17 protein-coding genes are annotated in these 17,173 nt (G+C 62.6%); 6 read left to right on the top strand and 11 right to left on the bottom strand.

What is annotated here, in order from left to right; all coding sequences use genetic code 11:
* The first annotated feature begins 16 nt into the window (after positions 1-16).
* Both BLW80_RS13950 and BLW80_RS13955 read left to right on the top strand, forming a co-directional pair.
* A complete protein-coding gene (locus BLW80_RS13950; RefSeq protein WP_089264676.1) occupies positions 17-418 on the top strand; it encodes a HesB/IscA family protein in 402 nt (133 codons plus the stop codon).
* Positions 419-622: 204 nt separating this feature from the next.
* Positions 623-1,090: a TfoX/Sxy family protein gene (locus tag BLW80_RS13955; protein ID WP_093758423.1), complete on the top strand. Its 468-nt coding sequence runs from the start codon at positions 623-625 to the stop codon at positions 1,088-1,090.
* Between the two features lie 56 nt (positions 1,091-1,146).
* On the opposite strand, the gene BLW80_RS13960 is transcribed toward BLW80_RS13955, so the two are convergent.
* The 5 genes from BLW80_RS13960 to BLW80_RS13980 form a co-directional block, all read right to left on the bottom strand.
* Entirely contained in the window at positions 1,147-2,214 is a 1,068-nt protein-coding gene (locus BLW80_RS13960) for a GGDEF domain-containing protein (protein ID WP_093758424.1), read from the bottom strand.
* 123 nt (positions 2,215-2,337) lie between these two features.
* The gene (locus BLW80_RS13965; protein WP_093758425.1) at positions 2,338-3,849 is read right to left on the bottom strand and encodes a DEAD/DEAH box helicase; all 1,512 of its coding nucleotides are present in this window, start codon (positions 3,847-3,849) and stop codon (positions 2,338-2,340) included.
* Positions 3,850-4,225: 376 nt separating this feature from the next.
* Positions 4,226-5,602 (bottom strand): MFS transporter, encoded by a 1,377-nt coding sequence (locus BLW80_RS13970; protein WP_093758426.1) that lies wholly within the window; start codon positions 5,600-5,602, stop codon positions 4,226-4,228.
* A gap of 119 nt (positions 5,603-5,721) precedes the next feature.
* Entirely contained in the window at positions 5,722-6,336 is a 615-nt protein-coding gene (locus BLW80_RS13975) for a TetR/AcrR family transcriptional regulator (RefSeq protein ID WP_093758427.1), read from the bottom strand.
* 369 nt (positions 6,337-6,705) lie between these two features.
* Positions 6,706-7,014 carry a hypothetical protein gene (locus BLW80_RS13980; RefSeq protein ID WP_093758428.1) on the bottom strand — a complete coding sequence of 103 codons (309 nt, stop codon included), beginning with the start codon at positions 7,012-7,014 and terminating at the stop codon, positions 6,706-6,708.
* Positions 7,015-7,242: 228 nt separating this feature from the next.
* Between BLW80_RS13980 and BLW80_RS13985 the strand changes: the two genes are divergently transcribed.
* Together BLW80_RS13985 and BLW80_RS13990 are read left to right on the top strand one after the other, a co-directional pair.
* On the top strand, positions 7,243-8,742 hold the full coding sequence (locus BLW80_RS13985) for a caspase family protein (RefSeq protein ID WP_093758429.1): 1,500 nt from the start codon (positions 7,243-7,245) through the stop codon (positions 8,740-8,742).
* Positions 8,743-8,836: 94 nt separating this feature from the next.
* Positions 8,837-10,069 (top strand): FAD-dependent oxidoreductase, encoded by a 1,233-nt coding sequence (locus BLW80_RS13990; protein WP_093758430.1) that lies wholly within the window; start codon positions 8,837-8,839, stop codon positions 10,067-10,069.
* 6 nt (positions 10,070-10,075) lie between these two features.
* Here the strand turns inward: BLW80_RS13990 and BLW80_RS13995 are convergent, their stop codons facing one another.
* The 4 genes from BLW80_RS13995 to BLW80_RS14010 form a co-directional block, all read right to left on the bottom strand.
* On the bottom strand, positions 10,076-10,846 hold the full coding sequence (locus tag BLW80_RS13995; protein WP_093758431.1) for an SDR family NAD(P)-dependent oxidoreductase: 771 nt from the start codon (positions 10,844-10,846) through the stop codon (positions 10,076-10,078).
* Positions 10,847-10,864: 18 nt separating this feature from the next.
* The gene (locus BLW80_RS14000) at positions 10,865-11,635 is read right to left on the bottom strand and encodes an SDR family NAD(P)-dependent oxidoreductase (protein ID WP_093758432.1); all 771 of its coding nucleotides are present in this window, start codon (positions 11,633-11,635) and stop codon (positions 10,865-10,867) included.
* A 95-nt stretch (positions 11,636-11,730) separates the two neighbouring features.
* Complete coding sequence (locus BLW80_RS14005; RefSeq protein WP_502688601.1) at positions 11,731-11,997, bottom strand: hypothetical protein; 267 nt, start codon at positions 11,995-11,997, stop codon at positions 11,731-11,733.
* A gap of 27 nt (positions 11,998-12,024) precedes the next feature.
* Positions 12,025-12,993 (bottom strand): SDR family NAD(P)-dependent oxidoreductase, encoded by a 969-nt coding sequence (locus tag BLW80_RS14010; RefSeq protein ID WP_093758433.1) that lies wholly within the window; start codon positions 12,991-12,993, stop codon positions 12,025-12,027.
* Between the two features lie 136 nt (positions 12,994-13,129).
* Here BLW80_RS14010 and BLW80_RS14015 point away from each other — a divergent pair, with 136 nt between their 5' ends.
* On the top strand, positions 13,130-13,726 hold the full coding sequence (locus BLW80_RS14015) for a TetR/AcrR family transcriptional regulator (RefSeq protein WP_093758434.1): 597 nt from the start codon (positions 13,130-13,132) through the stop codon (positions 13,724-13,726).
* A 78-nt stretch (positions 13,727-13,804) separates the two neighbouring features.
* Here BLW80_RS14015 and parE read toward each other — a convergent pair whose 3' ends face one another.
* Together parE and BLW80_RS14025 are read right to left on the bottom strand one after the other, a co-directional pair.
* Positions 13,805-15,853: a DNA topoisomerase IV subunit B gene (parE, locus tag BLW80_RS14020; RefSeq protein WP_089264158.1), complete on the bottom strand. Its 2,049-nt coding sequence runs from the start codon at positions 15,851-15,853 to the stop codon at positions 13,805-13,807.
* A gap of 102 nt (positions 15,854-15,955) precedes the next feature.
* The gene (locus tag BLW80_RS14025; protein WP_093758435.1) at positions 15,956-16,336 is read right to left on the bottom strand and encodes a hypothetical protein; all 381 of its coding nucleotides are present in this window, start codon (positions 16,334-16,336) and stop codon (positions 15,956-15,958) included.
* A 277-nt stretch (positions 16,337-16,613) separates the two neighbouring features.
* On the opposite strand from BLW80_RS14025, the gene BLW80_RS14030 reads away from it, so the two are divergent.
* Entirely contained in the window at positions 16,614-17,144 is a 531-nt protein-coding gene (locus tag BLW80_RS14030) for a DedA family protein (RefSeq protein ID WP_093758436.1), read from the top strand.
* The last annotated feature ends 29 nt before the right edge of the window (positions 17,145-17,173 follow it).

Consider the following 17,173-nt stretch of genomic DNA (forward strand, 5'->3'; position numbering starts at 1 on the left):
TGAACACATGACTGAGATGACACCAACGCCAACCGCACCGGCTGCGAAGCCGAAGCCGCGTCCCCGCCCGCAGGTGATGCGCCTGACCGATGCTGCCGCAACGCGGATCCGGGAGCTGACGGAGCGTGCGGATTCCGAGATCGTCGGCCTGCGCGTCGGCATCAAGAACGGTGGCTGCGCCGGCCAGTCCTACACCGTCGAATATGCCCACGACATCAAGCCGACCGACGAAATCGTCGAGGACAAGGGCGTCAAGATCCTGGTCGATCCTAAGGCCGTTCTGTTCCTGCTCGGCACCGAGATGGACTACAAGACCGACCGCATGCAGGCCCAGTTCGTGTTCAACAACCCGAACCAGATCTCGGCCTGTGGCTGCGGCGAGTCCGTGCAACTGACGCCGGCGAAGATCGACGGCTGAGGGCGTTAGCCTTCGATCTCTCAATTTAAAACGCTGTCGTGCCCAGGCAAAGCGCGAAGCGCGGCTTCGCTAGATGTCCCGGGCATTCAGTTTGGGGCCTTGCTAAAGGGAAGATGGATGGCCGGATCAAGTCCGGCCATGACGTGGGGAGAGGGCATGTAGTAGTCGCTTCCGTAATTGCGCGGCTCATCCTACACTTCCGCCATGGACCGCGATTTCCTCAGTGAACTTTTCGCCGGCTTTGGCCCGGTAACGATCCGCCGGATGTTTTCCGGCTTTGGCATTTCCGCCGATGGCATCAACTTCGCGCTGGTGCTGCGCGGCGCGGTCTATCTGCGTGCCGATGAAATCTCGATCCCGCGTTTCGAGAGTGAGGGCTCGCAGTGTTTTCAGTATGAGATGCGCGGCAAGCTGCGGATGATCGGATCCTATTGGCAGCTGCCGGAACGGCTCTATGACGATCCCGATGAAGTCACCGAATGGGCGAGGGTCGCGCATGCCGCAGCGATCCGTGCATCGCTGGCAAAAGCAAGCAAGAAGCGGGCAACGAAGAAAGCGAAGGTCGTGAAGAAGACCGCGGCGAAAAAGAAGGCCGCCAAGAAGGCTGCGGTTAAGACGGTCGCCAGCAAGAAAGCCAGTAAAGCCGCAAAGAAGCGGAAATCCTCATCCTGAGGAGCCGTGCGCTTGCGCGGCGTCTCCTTGCGAATGGTGAAGCCAAGTGTGGGGCGTCATGCCACCTGAAACTGCAGCTCCGCAGAATATTCCGGATCGACTTCGCAGATCACGCGGTTGCGGCCGCTGCGCTTCGCGGCATAGAGACAGGCGTCGGCACGGCCGATGAGCGATTCCATATCGTCGCCGATCTGCAGCATCGAGACGCCGACGGAAATCGTGACGCGTCCCAGGATCTCGCCAGTCGATTTTTTCTTCAGCTCCTTTGACATCACGGCGCGGCGGATGTGATCGGCAACGGTGAGCGCCTGACGCAGCGGCGTGTTCGGTAGCACCACGGCGAATTCCTCGCCGCCATAGCGCGCGGTGATATCCTGGCCCTTGATGGTCTGCTTCAATGACTGGCCGACAAGACGCAGCACCTGGTCGCCGGTGAGATGGCCATAATTGTCGTTGAAGGACTTAAAGTGATCGATGTCGAGCATCAGGAGCGACAACGGTTCGCCGCGCTTCACCGCGGTATCGATTGCCGCCATCAGCGCACGGTCGAAATATTTGCGGTTGCCGAGCGCGGTGAGGGGATCAGTCAGGCTTTCGGCGCGGATCGCTTCGAGGCTCTGTTGCAGCGTGTAGACCTCGCTCTTCGAGGACAGTAGCCGCTCTTCCAGCGCCTTGTTGGTGTCATGCACTTCACGGGTGGATTTGACGAGCCTTTCGATCACGGCTTTCACCGCAGCGGGATCGTGCGCCCGCGACAAATCCTTGCTGGCACCATCCAGACTGGCATTGAAGTTCGTGGTCATGCCCAGAGCATCGGTGATGAGCGCCATCACGTCGTCGATCTCGCCGATGACGCGGGCGCCGACCTGATCGATGCGATCAGTGGTGCGAATTTGTGAGAGATAAGTGTCGTGGATCAGGTCGAGATCGGCTTCGGTCAGCCGGCCATTGCGTGCCAGCGTCTCATTGATGACTTTGTTGAGCGCCGAATTGTAGCCAGTCGCGTAGACGTACCAGATCTCATAATTGCGCGGAATCGCCGTCTGGCGGAGCGAGCGAATTTGGCCCAGCGCGACTTCGGCAAAGGCCAAAGTCCGCTCTTGTTCGTCCAGGATGCCGGTCACGTTCTGTGCCCTCGTGGACAGCGTGTATACGCGGTCCTCTGAAATGCAAATTCGTTAAAAATATCGCATTCAGATTAGGGGACGAGAGTGAACGGCAAGTAAACGTTCCTGGCGCGATACTACCTATGCGCGTGCCCGGATCGGACGCAACAGAAAGGCCGGCAGGTGCGAATGATCCGCCGGTTCGTTGTCTTCGCGGCGCGAACGTGGCGCTTCGGCGCGGCCGATGGAGGGGGGACGCTGCGCCTGCGGGGCTGCCGCTGCCACGACCGGTGCTGCCAAAGCGGCTTCCGCGGGTTGCGCCTGCGGGCTGCGCTCGCCGCCTTCCGAACGACCACCTTCACGGCGCGGGCCACGCTCACGGCGCGGTTTGCGATCCCGTCCGCCTTCGCGGGGCTGATCGTTGCGGCTGCTGCGCGGATGTTCGGCATTGGCTTCGCGATTGCTGGTGCGGTTGCGCGACTGGCGCGACGCCTCAGCGGTTTCGCCTTCGACAGGCTCGGAGATCGCTATGGAAGTTTCGACCTTGGGGATCGACTGGCCGATCAGTTTTTCGATCGCCAGCATGGACTTCTGGTCGGATGGGCACACCAGCGAGATCGCGGAGCCGGTGCGGCCGGCGCGGCCGGTACGGCCGATGCGGTGCACGTAGTCGTCCGAATGATGCGGGACGTCGAAATTATAGACGTGGCTGACGGCGGGAATATCGAGACCGCGGGCGGCGACGTCGGAAGCCACCAGGATCGGCAGCTCGCCCTTGCGGAACTGGTCCAGCGCGGCTGTGCGGGCCGACTGCTCCATGTCGCCATGCAGGGCGCCGACACTGAAGCCGTGCTTCTGGAGCGACTTGGCGAGCAACGCGACTTCACGTTTGCGGTTGCAGAAGATGATCGCATTCTTGAGGTCGGTGGCTTCGCGGAGAAGGGCCCGGAGCACTTCGCGCTTCTCGTGCGGCTCGCGGCCGACGGCCACTTGCGACTGGGTCACGGTGACGGCGGTGGAGGCGGGCTTGGAGACTTCGATCTTCACCGGATTATGCAGGAAGGTCTCGGTGACGCGGCGGATTTCGGCGGGCATGGTCGCCGTAAAAAAGAGAGTCTGACGGGTGAACGGCACCAGCTTGCAGATGCGTTCGATGTCGGGGATGAAGCCCATGTCCAGCATGCGGTCGGCTTCGTCGATGACCAGCAATTCGACGCCGGTGAGAAGCAGTCCGCCGCGCTCGGTATGGTCGAGCAGGCGACCCGGCGTGGCGATCAACACATCGACGCCGCGGGTGAGTTTGCTGTCCTGATCACCGAACGAGACGCCGCCGATCAGCAGCGCCACGTTGAGCTTCTGGCCGACGCCGTATTTGTCGAACTGCTCTTTGACCTGTGCGGCCAGTTCGCGGGTCGGTTCGAGAATGAGCGTGCGGGGCATGCGGGCGCGGGCTCGGCCCTTTTCCAGCATGGTCATCATCGGGAGAACGAAGGCAGCGGTTTTGCCGGTGCCGGTCTGGGCGATGCCGAGCACGTCTTTGCGCGCTAGCACATGAGGAATCGCTTGTTCCTGAATGGGGGTTGGGGTGGTGTAACCGGTGGCCGCAACGGCGGCGAGAACCTTGTCGGACAAGCCGAGATTGGAGAAGGACATTGAGCCTCTGTATGGGGGCATGATCTGATCCGGTATCCGGATGATCACCGTTCGGAATCACGCCTCAGGTCGAAACCGCCGCTTGGATTCTCGGGAAATACTGCAGCGCTTATCCCCGGAGCGGCACGCAAACATGCACGGAGACGCTGGGCGCTGACAGGCGGCTTACTCAAGATATCGCGTTTCGATACCGGGCCGCGTCGAGCCGGAACATAGGCTGGAATCGGCCAAAGTCAATCCGCCACACCCTGGAACATCCCAAAAAGCTTAATGTTTTAGCGGAAAAGGGCCAAAATCGGGATATTGGCGGGGGCTTGGGGCCCCGCCGGACGGCCGCTACGCGACGTTGCGTGTGACGTCGATGCAGCGCTGACTGTTAGTCGACCGGCCTGCGTTCGCGGCCGGGTGGACCGGCAATGGCGATGAGCGCGCCGCTCAGTAACAGCGCGGTCGAGATCACCATGAACATCGCGATCGGACCGTGGCTGCCGAGCAGCGGCAGCAGCGCGATCGGTACCAGCGCCGATACGACGCGGCCGAGGCCCCATGCGCCAGCGGTGGCCGAAGCGCGCAGATGCGTCGGCAGCAGCTCGACAGCGTAGAGGCTAAGCACGGCGCTGTAGACGGCACTGGCGAGGTTGAACACGATGCCGGTGACGATGAGCGGCGTTAGCACCGTGCTGACAGCGAAAGTCAGCCCAGTTGCGATCATCACCACGGCACAGGCGACCAGAGCGAGGCGCCGCGGGATACGATCGACGAAGGCCGATGCCGCCGCGATGCCGATCGATGGACCGAACATCGTAAGTCCCGCGAACAGCAGGGACTCGCTGACATGAAATCCCTTCTGCACCATCACCGCGGCGCTGAGCAGCGGGAAGCCAATGGTGGCCCAGGGTCCGAGTACATAGAGCGCGGCAAGGAGCGCTGTGCGCCGCAGGCTGATCCGATCGCGGGCGAGCGCTCGGAAGCCGCTGGATCTGGTCGCAATAGTTTCGGGAGCGGAGATCGCCGGCGGTGATGGCTGACGCGCGGATGCCTCGAAGCGGCGGCAGGCGGCATCAGCCTCGGCGTCGCGTCCGACCGATGCGAGCCAGCGCGGCGATTCCGGCACCAGGAAGAACAGCAGGGCTGTCAGGGTCGAGCACGCGCTGCCGAAGATCAAAGCCCAGCGCCAGCCCTCGATGCCCCATGGCGCGATGGGCGTCAGCCAGCGGATCATCAGGATGATTGCCGGTGCGCCGAGAAAGGCGAGCGCGCCGCACAGCATCATCAAAAGGCCGCGGCGCCGGGGCGGCAGTAGGTCTGACAGATAGGCCGATGTCAAAGGCGGATAGCCGCCGATGGCGAGGCCGGAGATGAAGCGGAAAGCCGTCATGGTTGCCACATCGCGACTGGCGGCGACGGCGAGCGAGCTCAGCGCCAGGACGGCAAGCGCGCTCTGCAGCGCGATCTGGCGGCCATAGCGATCCGCAATCCAGCCGAACACAGGCGCACCAACGGCGCCGCCGGCAAAGACCGATGCCAACAACAGCGAGAGCTCGCCGCGCGAGATGCTGTAGGGCGGCGCGAGGAAGATGCCGGAAAAGGCATTGCTGAGCGCCACTTCGGCGATGTCTGCGAACAGGCCGAAGGCACAGAGCGCGAAGATGCCGAGGTGAAGCGGCGAGACTGGCAGCCCGTCCAGGCGTGCCGCAATAGTTGGCACGGCTGCGCCCGCTGGCGCCCCGTGCGTCCGCACCTGGTCGTTCATCTGACGCCCCGCATCTCATAGCGGCAACGCAATGCGCGTCCTCCGCTGCCCGCGCGGACCATATGTCGATGGAGCTGGATGAGTCGAGAGGAGGGTATGTGGCGGCGAACCGCAGCGTCTCAAATCTGCGTCGGCGTTGCCGCGCAGCCATACAGGATCATCTCGCAGGTCTGGCGATAGCGCGCCGAGAAGTCATTCGCTGCGATCGGAGGGAGTGCCTGATTGACAGCCCGTCCGCCGTCGGCCAGCGCCTGCGCGATCTGCGCGGCCGTAAAACGGCCGGTCAGGATCAGCAGCTTGCTGTAGTGGAAATCGATAATCAGCTTTTCCAGCTCGGCCTGGAAGGCGATTGCGGACTCGATCATGAGATCGCGGCAGCGCCGAAAGGCTTCCGCATTGAGCTCGACGGTATGCGGTGAGAATGTCAGCATCCGACGGGTTTCGCCGTATCTCAGGTCGATGATCGTCGCAAAGATGTCGAGTGCGCTGCCGCCACTTTCCCGGATATTCTGGCCGGCCTCGAGTGCCTGCGCTATCGCGACTTCATTGCGATGGCCGATCGAGGCACGAAATGCCTCTTCCTTGTTGCTGAAATAGTAATAGAGCGCGCGCTGCGTGAAGCCGCACTCTCTCGCGAGACCGACCATCGACAGGCCGGCATAGCCGTGGTCGAGAAATGCCTTGTTGACCCGAAGCAGCAACTCGTGCCCGGGCGTAATCATCTTCTTTGCCATTGGTCGTCAGGTATCCAGTCGTAGCGGGCTTCGGGCGGGTGATTAAAACTGCCTGAAATCTTACAGTCTAAAAAATCCCATCCTCAAATCGCCAAGCTACGAGGAACGCAAAGTTCCTGAAGCGCGCTTCCTGACATTGGTTGCCTGTAGCAGGAGCCGGTTTTAGCAATTGCTCCCCGGATTGGCTCCGGACCTGATGAATTGTCACATAGCACATGTCGGGGCAATCATGTCGATGATTGGCCGCGTAACCCTTATCCACAGGACTTCGCGACATGTGGTACCTCATCACCCCTGATCGAGAGCGCACGCCGAGCCGTCCGGAAGTCGACTTATTCCGGCGCGCGTGAGAGGGATACCGCAGGCTGACTATTTGCCGTAAGTGCCTAGCTGCATCCCGAGATTCTGCATCACGAAAGCATTCATGCGCAGATGCACCTCGCTGCCGCTCTGTAGACGGGCATCGACCTCATACGTCGCCGGATCGACCTGGCGGATCCCGATGATCTGGTTGATATCCAGCACTTCCGGGGTGGTCTGTGCAGGCTTGGCGGCTACCGGGGCGCGCTTCGGTTTGGCGGCGGCAGCCGGCGGTTTCGCCGCGGTAGCGGGGGCCGCATCCTGCGCGAGTGCCATGGTGGGAAGCAACAGCGCGGCTGCGAGGACGAGTGATTTCACAACGATCTCCTGACTCTGATTGGGGCTCGGGCTAGCGGAGATTAAGGCGGAAAATGTGGCAGCGGGGCTGCAATCGGCAGGCAGATGATCTGCCTGAGCAGGCAGGACAAAATGGGTGGTAACGGCTAGACCTCGGTTTGAACCGGCCGCAGTTCTGCCTCGACCAAGGCAGACAATGACGCGGTCGAGCCACACGGATATATGTGCTGGCGGGGCGGGGATAGAACAATGCGACGGCTTTTGATTCTGCTGGCAACGCTGGCAGCGGCGGCACTTTCGACAGCGCCGGCTTTTGCTGCAAAACGCGTGGCGCTGGTCATCGGCAATAACGACTATCGCAATGTGCCGAAGCTGCAGAAGGCCGTGAATGACGCCCGCAGCATAGGGGACGCACTGAAGAATCTCGGCTTCAGTGTCATGGTGGCCGAGAACCAGACCCGACAAGCCTTCAGTCAGTCCTTGCTCGCTTTCGATTCGACGATTGAAAAAGGCGACACGGCCTTTTTCTTTTTTGCAGGGCACGGCTTTGAGATCGCCGGCCAGAACTTCCTGCTGCCCACGGATGTCCCTGCCGCCACGGAAGGGCAAGAAGAGCTGGTGCGCGACTCAGCGATTCTCGCCGACCGGATTGTAACGCGGCTGCAGATGCGCGGCGCGCGGACGTCGATTCTGGTGTTCGACGCCTGTCGCAACAATCCGTTCGAGCGCGCTGGCACCCGCGCTGTGGCCGGCAGCGGTGGCCTCGCTCCGATGACGACGCTCCCGGAAGGCGTGTTTTCGATCTTCTCGGCCGGGCCGCGGCAGACCGCGCTGGATCGTTTGTCGAACAACGACACCGATCCGAATTCAGTTTTCACGCGCGCCTTCATCAAGGAGCTGCAGGAGCCATCGCTGAACCTCGTGCAGGTCGCGCAGCGCACCCGGCGGACCGTCAGCGAGATGGCAGAGACCGTGAAGCACCGTCAGGTGCCGGTGTATTTCGACCAGATGGTCGATGACGTCTTTCTCAATGGTGTGGCGCTCAAGCAGGCCGATGCGCGGCCGGCCGAACCGCTGCAGCAGGTCGCTGCGCTGCCGCCTGTCAACGTTCCGCAACTGCCGCCGGCCAACGATGCGGTGAACGCGCCGATCGCCAGCTTCTCGCGCCACAATGGGGGCTGGACCGTGATGTTCTCGATCGCCGATCCGACGCTGGGTATCTCCTGGCGGATGGGCGAGGGAGGTAATTTCCGCGAGACCGGCTTCATGGACACGCTCGATCCGCGCACGCGCAAGCGAATGCCGAATCCGGCGGTCCAGCTCGACGCCGATGCAGCGGCGACGACGATCTATCTGCGTTACGTCGACGCGAACGGCGAGATGCAGGGCCCGTTTCCGATCCGCTTCGATCCCGAGGCGGCGCTGGTTCGCGACCAGCGCAAGATCCTCGATATGACCGCTGGAAGCTGGCTTGCCTTCGGTGGCTACAACACGCCCCTGATGTATTATACGCATCTGATGTCGTATCGCTGTGCCATTCGCGAGGCCCGCGTCGGGATCGATAGCGCCGTGCCGGACAAGCTGCTGAAATTCCCGCCCTGCGACCTGCGCGACCCCATTGCGACGCCGTCGGATGCCGAGACCTACATCAAAATCCCGGCCTCGACGAAGTTCGTATCGGTCGAATTGACGTTCCGGGACGGCAGCATCTCCGAAACCAAGAGCTTCCGACGTTCGGGAAATCGATGAGCATGATCGACACCGCCCTGCGAACCACGGCATTTCGACTATCGCAAGCTCGCATTCCTTGATCAAGAAATTCGACTCGCCGGAGGAGTAGCGAATGGCTGCAGGCGCGAACGAGAACTCGCTGACCGCGCGCTGCTGCATCGTTGGCGGTGGCCCTGCCGGAATGATGCTCGGCTATCTGCTCGGCCGCGCCGGCGTCGATACGATCGTTATCGAGAAACACGCCGACTTCTTCCGCGATTTCCGCGGCGACACCGTGCATCCATCGACGCTGCAGGTGATGGACGAGCTTGGCCTGATCGACGACTTCTTGAAGATCAAGCACGATCGTATCCAGAAGATGGATGGCTTCTTCGGAACGCATAAGCTGCGCATTGCGGATATCAGCCGCACCAGCGCGAAGTATCCGTTTATCGCCTTCATGCCGCAGTGGGATTTCCTCAATTTCCTGCGCGACAAAGCGCAGCGCTATCCGCATCTCAAGGTGATGATGAACACCGAGGCGACCGATCTCATCTGGTCGGGCGAGCAAGTGGTCGGCGTCAAGGCCATCACGCAGCAGGGGCCGGTCGAGATCCATGCCGATCTGACAGTGGCCTGCGATGGCCGGCATTCGATCGTGCGGCCGGCGGCGAAGCTGGAGGTCGAAGACATCGGTGCGCCCATGGACATCTTGTGGTTTCGCGTTGCCAAGGGCGCAGAGACCGAGAGCGTGTTCGCGCGGCTCGAGCCCGGCAAGATGATGGTGACCATCGATCGCGGGGACTACTGGCAATGCGCTTATGTGATCGCCAAGGGGCACTATGAGGAGATCAAGGTGCGCGGCCTTGAGGCTTTCCGTGCCGAAACGTCACGTCTGGCGCCGATCCTGACCGCGCATATCGAAGAGCTGAAGAGCTGGGACGACGTCAAACTACTGACCGTCGCGATCAATCGGCTCAAGCGCTGGACCCGGCCGGGGCTGTTGTGCATCGGCGACGCCGCGCATGCGATGTCCCCGGTTGGCGGCGTCGGTGTGAATATCGCGGTGCAGGACGCCGTCGCGACCGCTAACCTGCTGGCGGCGAAGCTGGCGAAGGGACCGGTGACCGAGGACGACCTCGGCGCGGTGCGTCGCCGCCGCGAATTCCCGATGCGCGCGACACAGGGCATGCAGGTCGTGATGCAAAACAACATCATCAGCCGTGCACTGGCCAAGGGCGGCGAGCCGCTGACGCCGCCGCTGATCATGCGCCTGGTCAGCGCGTTTCCGCTGCTGCAGGGACTGACCGCGCGCTTCCTGGCCATTGGCGTACGACCGGAGCACGTGCAGTCGCCAGAAGCCTAAGACAGATTATCCCTGCACCGAGAAGCCGCCGTCCACGGGGATTGCCGTACCGGTGACGAAGTCCGAGGCGCGCGACGACAGGAACACGGCAATGCCCGCGAAATCTCCCGACGCGCCCCAGCGGCCGGCGGGCGTTCGTGCCAGGACCTTGTCATGCAGGCCGTCGATTTCACGGCGCGCATTCTGTGTCAGTTCGGTATCGATCCAACCCGGCAGAACGGCGTTGCACTGGATGTTGTGCGGCGCCCATGCGACCGCGCAGGAGCGGGTGAACTGGACGATGCCGCCTTTGCTGGCGGCATAGGCTGGCGCGAAAGACGCGCCGAAGATCGACAGCATCGAGCCGATATTGATGATCTTGCCGCCGCCCGCGACCTTCATCGCGGGATGCGCCGCCTGCGAACAGACGAAGGCGCTGGTGAGATTGGTCTTGATCACGCTGTCCCATTCGTCGAGTGCGATCTCGTGCGGCGGCTTGCGGATGTTGATGCCGGCATTGTTGATGAGGATATCGATGCGGCCCAGTTCTTTCAGCACGCGTGCGATCATTCCATCGACAGCGGTCTTGTCGGTCACATCGGCCGCAATGGCGACCGCTCTGGCGCCGCTCTCGGTCAGCTCCGCGACGGCATCCTTGGATTTCGTCTGGTTGCGTCCGACCACGGCGATGGCGGCGCCGGCCTGCGCCAGACCCCGCGCCATGCCGAGCCCGATGCCGCCATTCCCGCCGGTGACGATGGCTACTTTGCCGGAGAGATCGAACAGTCCTGCAGTCATGGTGTTGTCCTCATTGCATCAGCCTTGAATTGAAAAGCCGCCATCGACCGTGAGCGCGGCACCGTTGACGAAGTCGGAAGCCGCGCTGGCCAAAAACACGGCCGCGCCCGCAAGATCATCAGGCCTGCCCCAGCGCTGTGCCGGTACACGCCCGAGAATGCGATCGTGCAGTTCGGGTCGGATGTCCTTGGCGCGCTTGGTCAGGTCGGTGTCGATCCAGCCGGGGAGAATGGCGTTGGACTGGATGTTGTCCGCAGCCCAGGCAGTCGCCAGCGCGCGGGTGAATTGCAGGATGCCACCTTTGCTTGATGCGTAGTTCGCCGCGCCGCCGGCGCCGAGCGTGGCCAACACCGAGGCGATATTGATGATCTTGCCGCGGCCTGCGGCTTTCATCGCCGGGTAGACAGCCTGCGCGCAGATGAAAGGCGCGGTCATGTTGACGTCGATGACCTGCTGCCAGTCGGCCAGCGTCATGTCTTCGATTGGCGCTGAGATGCTGATGCCGGCATTGTTGACGAGGATGTCAATGCGGCCGAACGCGTTCAACGTTGCGGACACCGTCTGCGCGATCGAGTTCGGGTCGGTAACATCGGTCGTCAATGCGAGTACCGGATGTCCTGACGTCTCCAGTTCGGCTTTTGCCTGAGCGGCATTATCGCTGTTGCGATCGGCGATCGCGAGGGTGGCACCGGCATTCGCGAGCCCACGCGCCATGCCGAGGCCAATTCCGGTGTTGCCGCCGGTGACGATGGCGACCCTGCCGGTGAGGTCGAAGAGATTGCTGGTCAAAAGATGTCCGCCCCCGCCATGCATTGTGTCCGACGCGTTCTATGGCGCGTCTGGGACGGATCATCGCAAGACTGGCGGGAAGATGGAAGGGGGCGTCAGCGCCGCACGAGCGCCAGTCCCATCAGTCCGACGCCAAGCGCGGCGAGGGCAGCGCCGTAATAGGCCCACTGCATCTGGCTGATCATGAAACTGGATTTCGGCCAGTTCACGAGCCCGGTGCCCTGGCCGATCCAGAGGGTGCCGATCAGAAAAGCGAGAATGCCGAGGGTAAGGAATGGTGCGCGCATGGGATAGATACGATGAATGGAGCCAAAGGTTTCAAGCGCCAGCTGTGGCGGTGACGAACCAACTGTTTGGTTCATCACCGCAGTTTCATTTCGGCAGGGCGATCAGAAGCGCTCGCCAACCACTTCCTCACTCTTGGCCCATAGCGCCTTGGCGCGTTCGGCATCGAGCGCGTAAGCGCGCACGCCTTCGCTGGCCGGATTGATCAGCCCGTCGACGATCTCCGAGACGTGACAGTTCTCGCAATAGCGGCCGCCGATCTCGTCCGCGCTGGCGACCACGCCGGCCCACACCGAAGTTGCAGCGCCTTGCGGAATGGTCTTCCATTGAAACAGCGGTTTACCCTCGGCAGCGAGCTCGGCATTGATGCCGTCGAGCATGGCATCGATCGTTGCTTCGCCGATATGGCGGCCGAGTTCTGTCTTGATGCCGCCGGGATGCAGCGCGGTGGCGCGCACGCCGCGCGCCCGATGCCGCCGGTCGAACTCGACGGCGAACAGGATGTTGGCGGTCTTCGAGCGGCCATAGCCGATGACCGGCTCATAGGACCCCTTGGTGAAATTGGGATCTTCGAGATCCACGTCGGCGAAGCGATGGCCGGACGAGGCGACGTTGACCAGCCGCGCGGTAGGCGACAGCAGTGACGCGATACGGTTGACCAATACGAAGTGACCGAGATGGTTCGTGCCGAACTGGGTCTCGAAGCCGTCTACAGTGAGGCCGAACGGCGGCGCCATCACACCGGCATTGGCGATCACCAGGTCGAATGGGCGGCCCGCCGCGACCAGCGCATCGGCGCAGGCGCGGACACTGGCCAGCGAGCCGAGATCGAGTGCAATCAGTTCGAGGCCACCGCCGCCAGTGGCATCGGCGCGCACTTGCGCGGTCGCCGCTTCCGCCTTGGCGAGGTCACGGGCGGCACCGACCACCTGCGCGCCCCGGGCGGCCAGGCTGCGCGCCGTCTCGACGCCGAGCCCGGCCGAGACGCCGGTGACCAGAATGCGCTTGCCGCGGAGGTCGACACCAGCGAGCACGTCGTCGGTGGTGGAAGTGGCGCTGAAAGGTCCTGCCATGATAGCTCCTTGTGTTTGGCACGACGCGCCTCCGAGCGGATCGAGCTTTGTCGAACGGCGCTTTGAGGGTATAAATGGAGGCCGTCTCCGTTTAAATACGGAGGCACCCTCCGTTTATCAAGAGGTGACCCGTAAAATGGCACAGGAGGCCAAGCCGAAGGCCGTTCGCGGACCACGGATCGATGCGCAGCGCAATCGTCAGCGGCTGTTGGAAACGGCAAAGGCGACATTTGCCGAAAAGGGCGAGGCGGCCGGTCTCGAGGAGATCGCGCGGCTCGCGGGTGTCGGAATCGGGACGCTATATCGCCACTTCCCCACCCGCGACGCATTGGTCGATGCGGTCTATCGCAACGAGACACAGCAGCTTGCCGAGGCCGCTGCGGAACTTGCGACCACACATGCCCCGGTGGAGGCCTTGCGCGCCTGGATGCGAATCTTCGTCGATCACATTGCGACGAAGCAACTGATGGCGGGTGTGCTGGGTTCGATTGTTGGCGACTGTTCGGACCTCTATGCCGATGCTGGCACGCAGATCAAAACTGCGATGGCAATGCTGGTCGACCGCGCCGTTGCCAATGGCGATATCCGCCTCGATCTCGATCCGCTCGACATGTTGCGCGCACTGGCCGGCGTGGCCAGTGTCAGCGCAGGTCCGAATTGGGAAGCCAGCGCCAAGCGGCTCGTCGATATCCTGATCGCCGGCGTTCGCACGCCGGGCGGCGAGGGGCAATGACTAAGTAGGGAATAAAAGATCGCTCCCGGCACGCGCCCGATGATTTCTGAAGCGTGAGCGCGTCCGAGAAACGAGCTTTTAAACGTCTAGCAATTCCTCGTTGGCGAATTCCGCCTTGTCCGAGATGAACGCAAACCGCGCTTCGGCCTTGGTGCCCATCAGGCGCTCAACGGAGTCAGCAGTGCCGTCGCGGTCTTCCGGCAGCAGCTGCACGCGCAGCAAGGTGCGGCGCGCCGGGTCCATGGTGGTTTCCTTAAGCTGCGCCGGCATCATTTCGCCGAGGCCTTTGAAGCGACCGACATCGACCTTGGCATTGGCGTTGAATTCGCTCTTCAGCAACGCGTCCTTGTGCGCATCGTCGCGCGCATAGACCGTCTTGCTGCCATGGGTCAGGCGGTAGAGTGGGGGGACTGCGAGATAGAGATGCCCTTCATCGATCATCTTTGGCATCTGCCGGTAGAAGAAGGTGATCAGCAATGACGCGATGTGGGCGCCGTCGACATCGGCGTCGGTCATGATGATGATGCGTGAATAGCGCAGGTCTTCTTCGCGGTAATGCGCGCCGGTGCCGGCGCCGATCGCCTGCATGAGGTCTGATATCTGCGCGTTGGCCGTCAGCTTTTCCTTGGTCGCCGAGGCGACGTTGAGGATTTTGCCGCGCAGCGGCAGGATGGCCTGGGTCTTGCGGTCACGCGCCTGCTTGGCGCTGCCGCCTGCCGAATCGCCCTCGACGATGAACAGTTCGGAGCCTTCGGTCGCGGTATTGGTGCAGTCGGCGAGCTTGCCGGGCAGGCGCAGCTTCTTCACCGCGGTCTTGCGCGAAGTCTCCTTTTCGGCGCGGCGGCGCAGACGCTCGTCGGCGCGCTCGAGCACGAATTCGAGCAGCTTGTTGGCCTGGACGGGATTGCCGGACAGCCAGTGGTCGAACGGATCCTTGATGGCCTGTTCGACGATCTTTTGGGCTTCGGCGGTGGCGAGACGATCCTTGGTCTGGCCCTGGAATTCCGGCTCGCGCACGAATACCGAGAGCATCACGGCGGCGCCGACCATCACGTCTTCCGAAGTGATGGTGCCGGAGCGCTTGCCCTGGCCGACGCGTTCGGCGTGGTCCTTCAACCCGCGCAGCATGGCGCTGCGCATGCCGGCTTCATGGGTGCCGCCGTCTGGCGTCGGCACGGTGTTGGTATAGGACGACATGAAGCCGTCGGCATCCGCGGTCCAGGCCACAGCCCATTCGCAGGCGCCATGGGCGCCGTTGCGGCCGGATTTGCCGGAGAAGATCTCCGGATGCACCAGCGTATCGGCATGGATCGCCGCGGCGAGATAGTCCTTGAGGCCGCCGGGGAAGTGGAATTCGTCCTCGGCCGGAGTGTCCTCGAGGCCCTTGAGCAGTTCCGGATCGCACTTCCAGCGGATCTTCACGCCGCCAAACAGATAGGCCTTGGAGCGCGCCATCTTGAACAGGCGCTGCGGCTTGAAGGCTGCCTTGGCGCCGAAGATGTCGGTATCCGGCTTGAAGCGCACGCGGGTGCCGCGGCGGTTATGAACCTTGCCGAGATCCTCAAGCTTGCCCTGCGGAATGCCGCGGGCAAACGTCATCTTGTAGAGCTGCTGATTACGCGCGACCTCGACCTCAAGCAGCGAGGAGAGGGCGTTGACCACGGAGACACCGACACCGTGCAGACCGCCTGATGTCTCATAGACCTTGGAATCGAATTTGCCGCCGGCATGCAGCGTGCACATGATGACTTCGAGGGCGGATTTCTTCGGATGTTTCGGATGCGGATCGACCGGGATGCCCCGGCCGTTATCGGACACCGAGAGGAAGCCGTCGGCGGTGAGTTCCACCTCGATGAAGGTCGCGTGGCCAGCCAGCGCCTCGTCCATCGAGTTGTCGATCACTTCGGCGAACAGGTGATGCAGCGCCTTTTCATCGGTGCCGCCGATATACATGCCTGGGCGACGCCGGACCGGCTCGAGGCCTTCGAGGACCTCGATGTCCGCGGCCGTATAGCCGTCTTCGGCATTGGCGGAGCGGGTAGACGCCTTCGGTGCCGCAGCCGATTTTGGCGCGCTGGCGCCACCAAAAAGATCAGCTTTCGCGTTTGATTTCTGTGCCTTGGCCATATGTCTTAAAGTTTTGTCTCGGTTGGCGCCGCGGGCGGCGCGGCGAATCGTTGCTGTGACTATGCCACGTTCAGGTTGGCAATGTGGCTGCGACCTCGGGGCTCATGCGGCCGTGCCGGAGCGCTCGGTGCGTAGCACAATCACAACGAAGAGGGCCATGGCCGCGAGCATGATCAGTGAACCGATGATCGGAATGGCCATATAGGCGTGGTTGGCGAGCAGGGTGATGCCGATGCCGACAGGGAACATGATGCCGCCGACGATGTGCAGCGTGCCCTGGACCTTGGCCAGTAGCGAGCGTCCGGCCAGGGGAATCAGGCGGTAATACAACCCGAACAGGAACAGCAGCACGCCGCCGACAAGGTTGAGATGCGCATGCGCGGGGCTCAGCAGGAAGTCCTGGCGTATGCCCATCACGATGCCGGCGACCATGCCGATCAGCAATACCAGCGCACTCACGCACATCATCAGCGATCCGATCATCTTCAGTCCTTTGCGTTCTTGATTTTGACAGCCGGGCGGGAAGTCAGCCCAACGGCGGTACTGAGTTGCCATTGGGTAAGCCGGCCTCTGACCTTGGACGCAGAGGCCTGGAAAAGGTTCAAATTTACCGGTGGGCACCCGCACCGCGGCTATCGGCCCTCAGATGTTGTGACTTGATGTGATCGGTGCCGCCGGATTACCTGTCCCGGGCGTTTGAAGGTTAAAGCGGTTCGCGGCCAATCAGGCCGGGCCAGAGCCGTAAAGGGACACTCTCCATATGGAAGGCTGGATGCACGGGCTGATCGAATTCGTGCGCCAGAACCAGGTCTGGGCGGCGCCGATCGTCCTGCTGCTGGCCTTCGGGGAATCGCTCGCTTTCATCTCCCTGCTGCTGCCGGCCTGGGGCGCGCTGGTGGCCATCGGCGCACTGGTCGGCGCGAGCGGGATCAGCTTCTGGCCGGTGTTGATCGCTGGCGCTCTCGGCGCGGCGCTCGGCGACTGGCTCTCCTATTGGTTCGGCTTCAGATACAAGGACCAGGTGGCGCAGATCTGGCCGCTGTCCAAATTTCCCGACCTGCTTCCGCGCGGTGAAGCCTTCGTCAAGAAATGGGGCGTGCCCAGCATTTATATCGGCCGCTTCTTCGGCCCATTGCGGGCTTCGGTGCCGCTGGCCGCCGGCATTTTCGAAATGCCCTATTGGCGCTTTCAGGTCGCCAACTTCACCTCGGCCTTTATCTGGGCGGGCGTGCTTCTGCTGTTCGGCGACGGCCTGTCCGTCGCTGTCGAATGGCTCTGGAAGCTGAAGTAGTCCGGTGGGGAATAACCGCTGCGCCCGGG

The organism is Tardiphaga sp. OK245 (genome assembly GCF_900108575.1).
GTDB lineage: Bacteria > Pseudomonadota > Alphaproteobacteria > Rhizobiales > Xanthobacteraceae > Tardiphaga > Tardiphaga robiniae.

Coding starts and splice junctions, on each gene's coding strand:
- BLW80_RS13955 (WP_093758423.1), top strand. CDS start 623: ATGGACCGCGATTTCCTCAGTGAACTTTTCGCCGGCTTTGGCCCGGTA.
- BLW80_RS13965 (WP_093758425.1), bottom strand. CDS start 3,849: ATGTCCTTCTCCAATCTCGGCTTGTCCGACAAGGTTCTCGCCGCCGTT.
- BLW80_RS14015 (WP_093758434.1), top strand. CDS start 13,130: ATGGCACAGGAGGCCAAGCCGAAGGCCGTTCGCGGACCACGGATCGAT.
- BLW80_RS13970 (WP_093758426.1), bottom strand. CDS start 5,602: ATGAACGACCAGGTGCGGACGCACGGGGCGCCAGCGGGCGCAGCCGTG.
- BLW80_RS13990 (WP_093758430.1), top strand. CDS start 8,837: ATGGCTGCAGGCGCGAACGAGAACTCGCTGACCGCGCGCTGCTGCATC.
- BLW80_RS14030 (WP_093758436.1), top strand. CDS start 16,614: ATGGAAGGCTGGATGCACGGGCTGATCGAATTCGTGCGCCAGAACCAG.
- parE (WP_089264158.1), bottom strand. CDS start 15,853: ATGGCCAAGGCACAGAAATCAAACGCGAAAGCTGATCTTTTTGGTGGC.
- BLW80_RS13985 (WP_093758429.1), top strand. CDS start 7,243: ATGCGACGGCTTTTGATTCTGCTGGCAACGCTGGCAGCGGCGGCACTT.
- BLW80_RS13975 (WP_093758427.1), bottom strand. CDS start 6,336: ATGGCAAAGAAGATGATTACGCCCGGGCACGAGTTGCTGCTTCGGGTC.
- BLW80_RS14025 (WP_093758435.1), bottom strand. CDS start 16,336: ATGATCGGATCGCTGATGATGTGCGTGAGTGCGCTGGTATTGCTGATC.
- BLW80_RS13950 (WP_089264676.1), top strand. CDS start 17: ATGACACCAACGCCAACCGCACCGGCTGCGAAGCCGAAGCCGCGTCCC.
- BLW80_RS14005 (WP_502688601.1), bottom strand. CDS start 11,997: ATGAACCAAACAGTTGGTTCGTCACCGCCACAGCTGGCGCTTGAAACC.
- BLW80_RS13995 (WP_093758431.1), bottom strand. CDS start 10,846: ATGACTGCAGGACTGTTCGATCTCTCCGGCAAAGTAGCCATCGTCACC.
- BLW80_RS14010 (WP_093758433.1), bottom strand. CDS start 12,993: ATGGCAGGACCTTTCAGCGCCACTTCCACCACCGACGACGTGCTCGCT.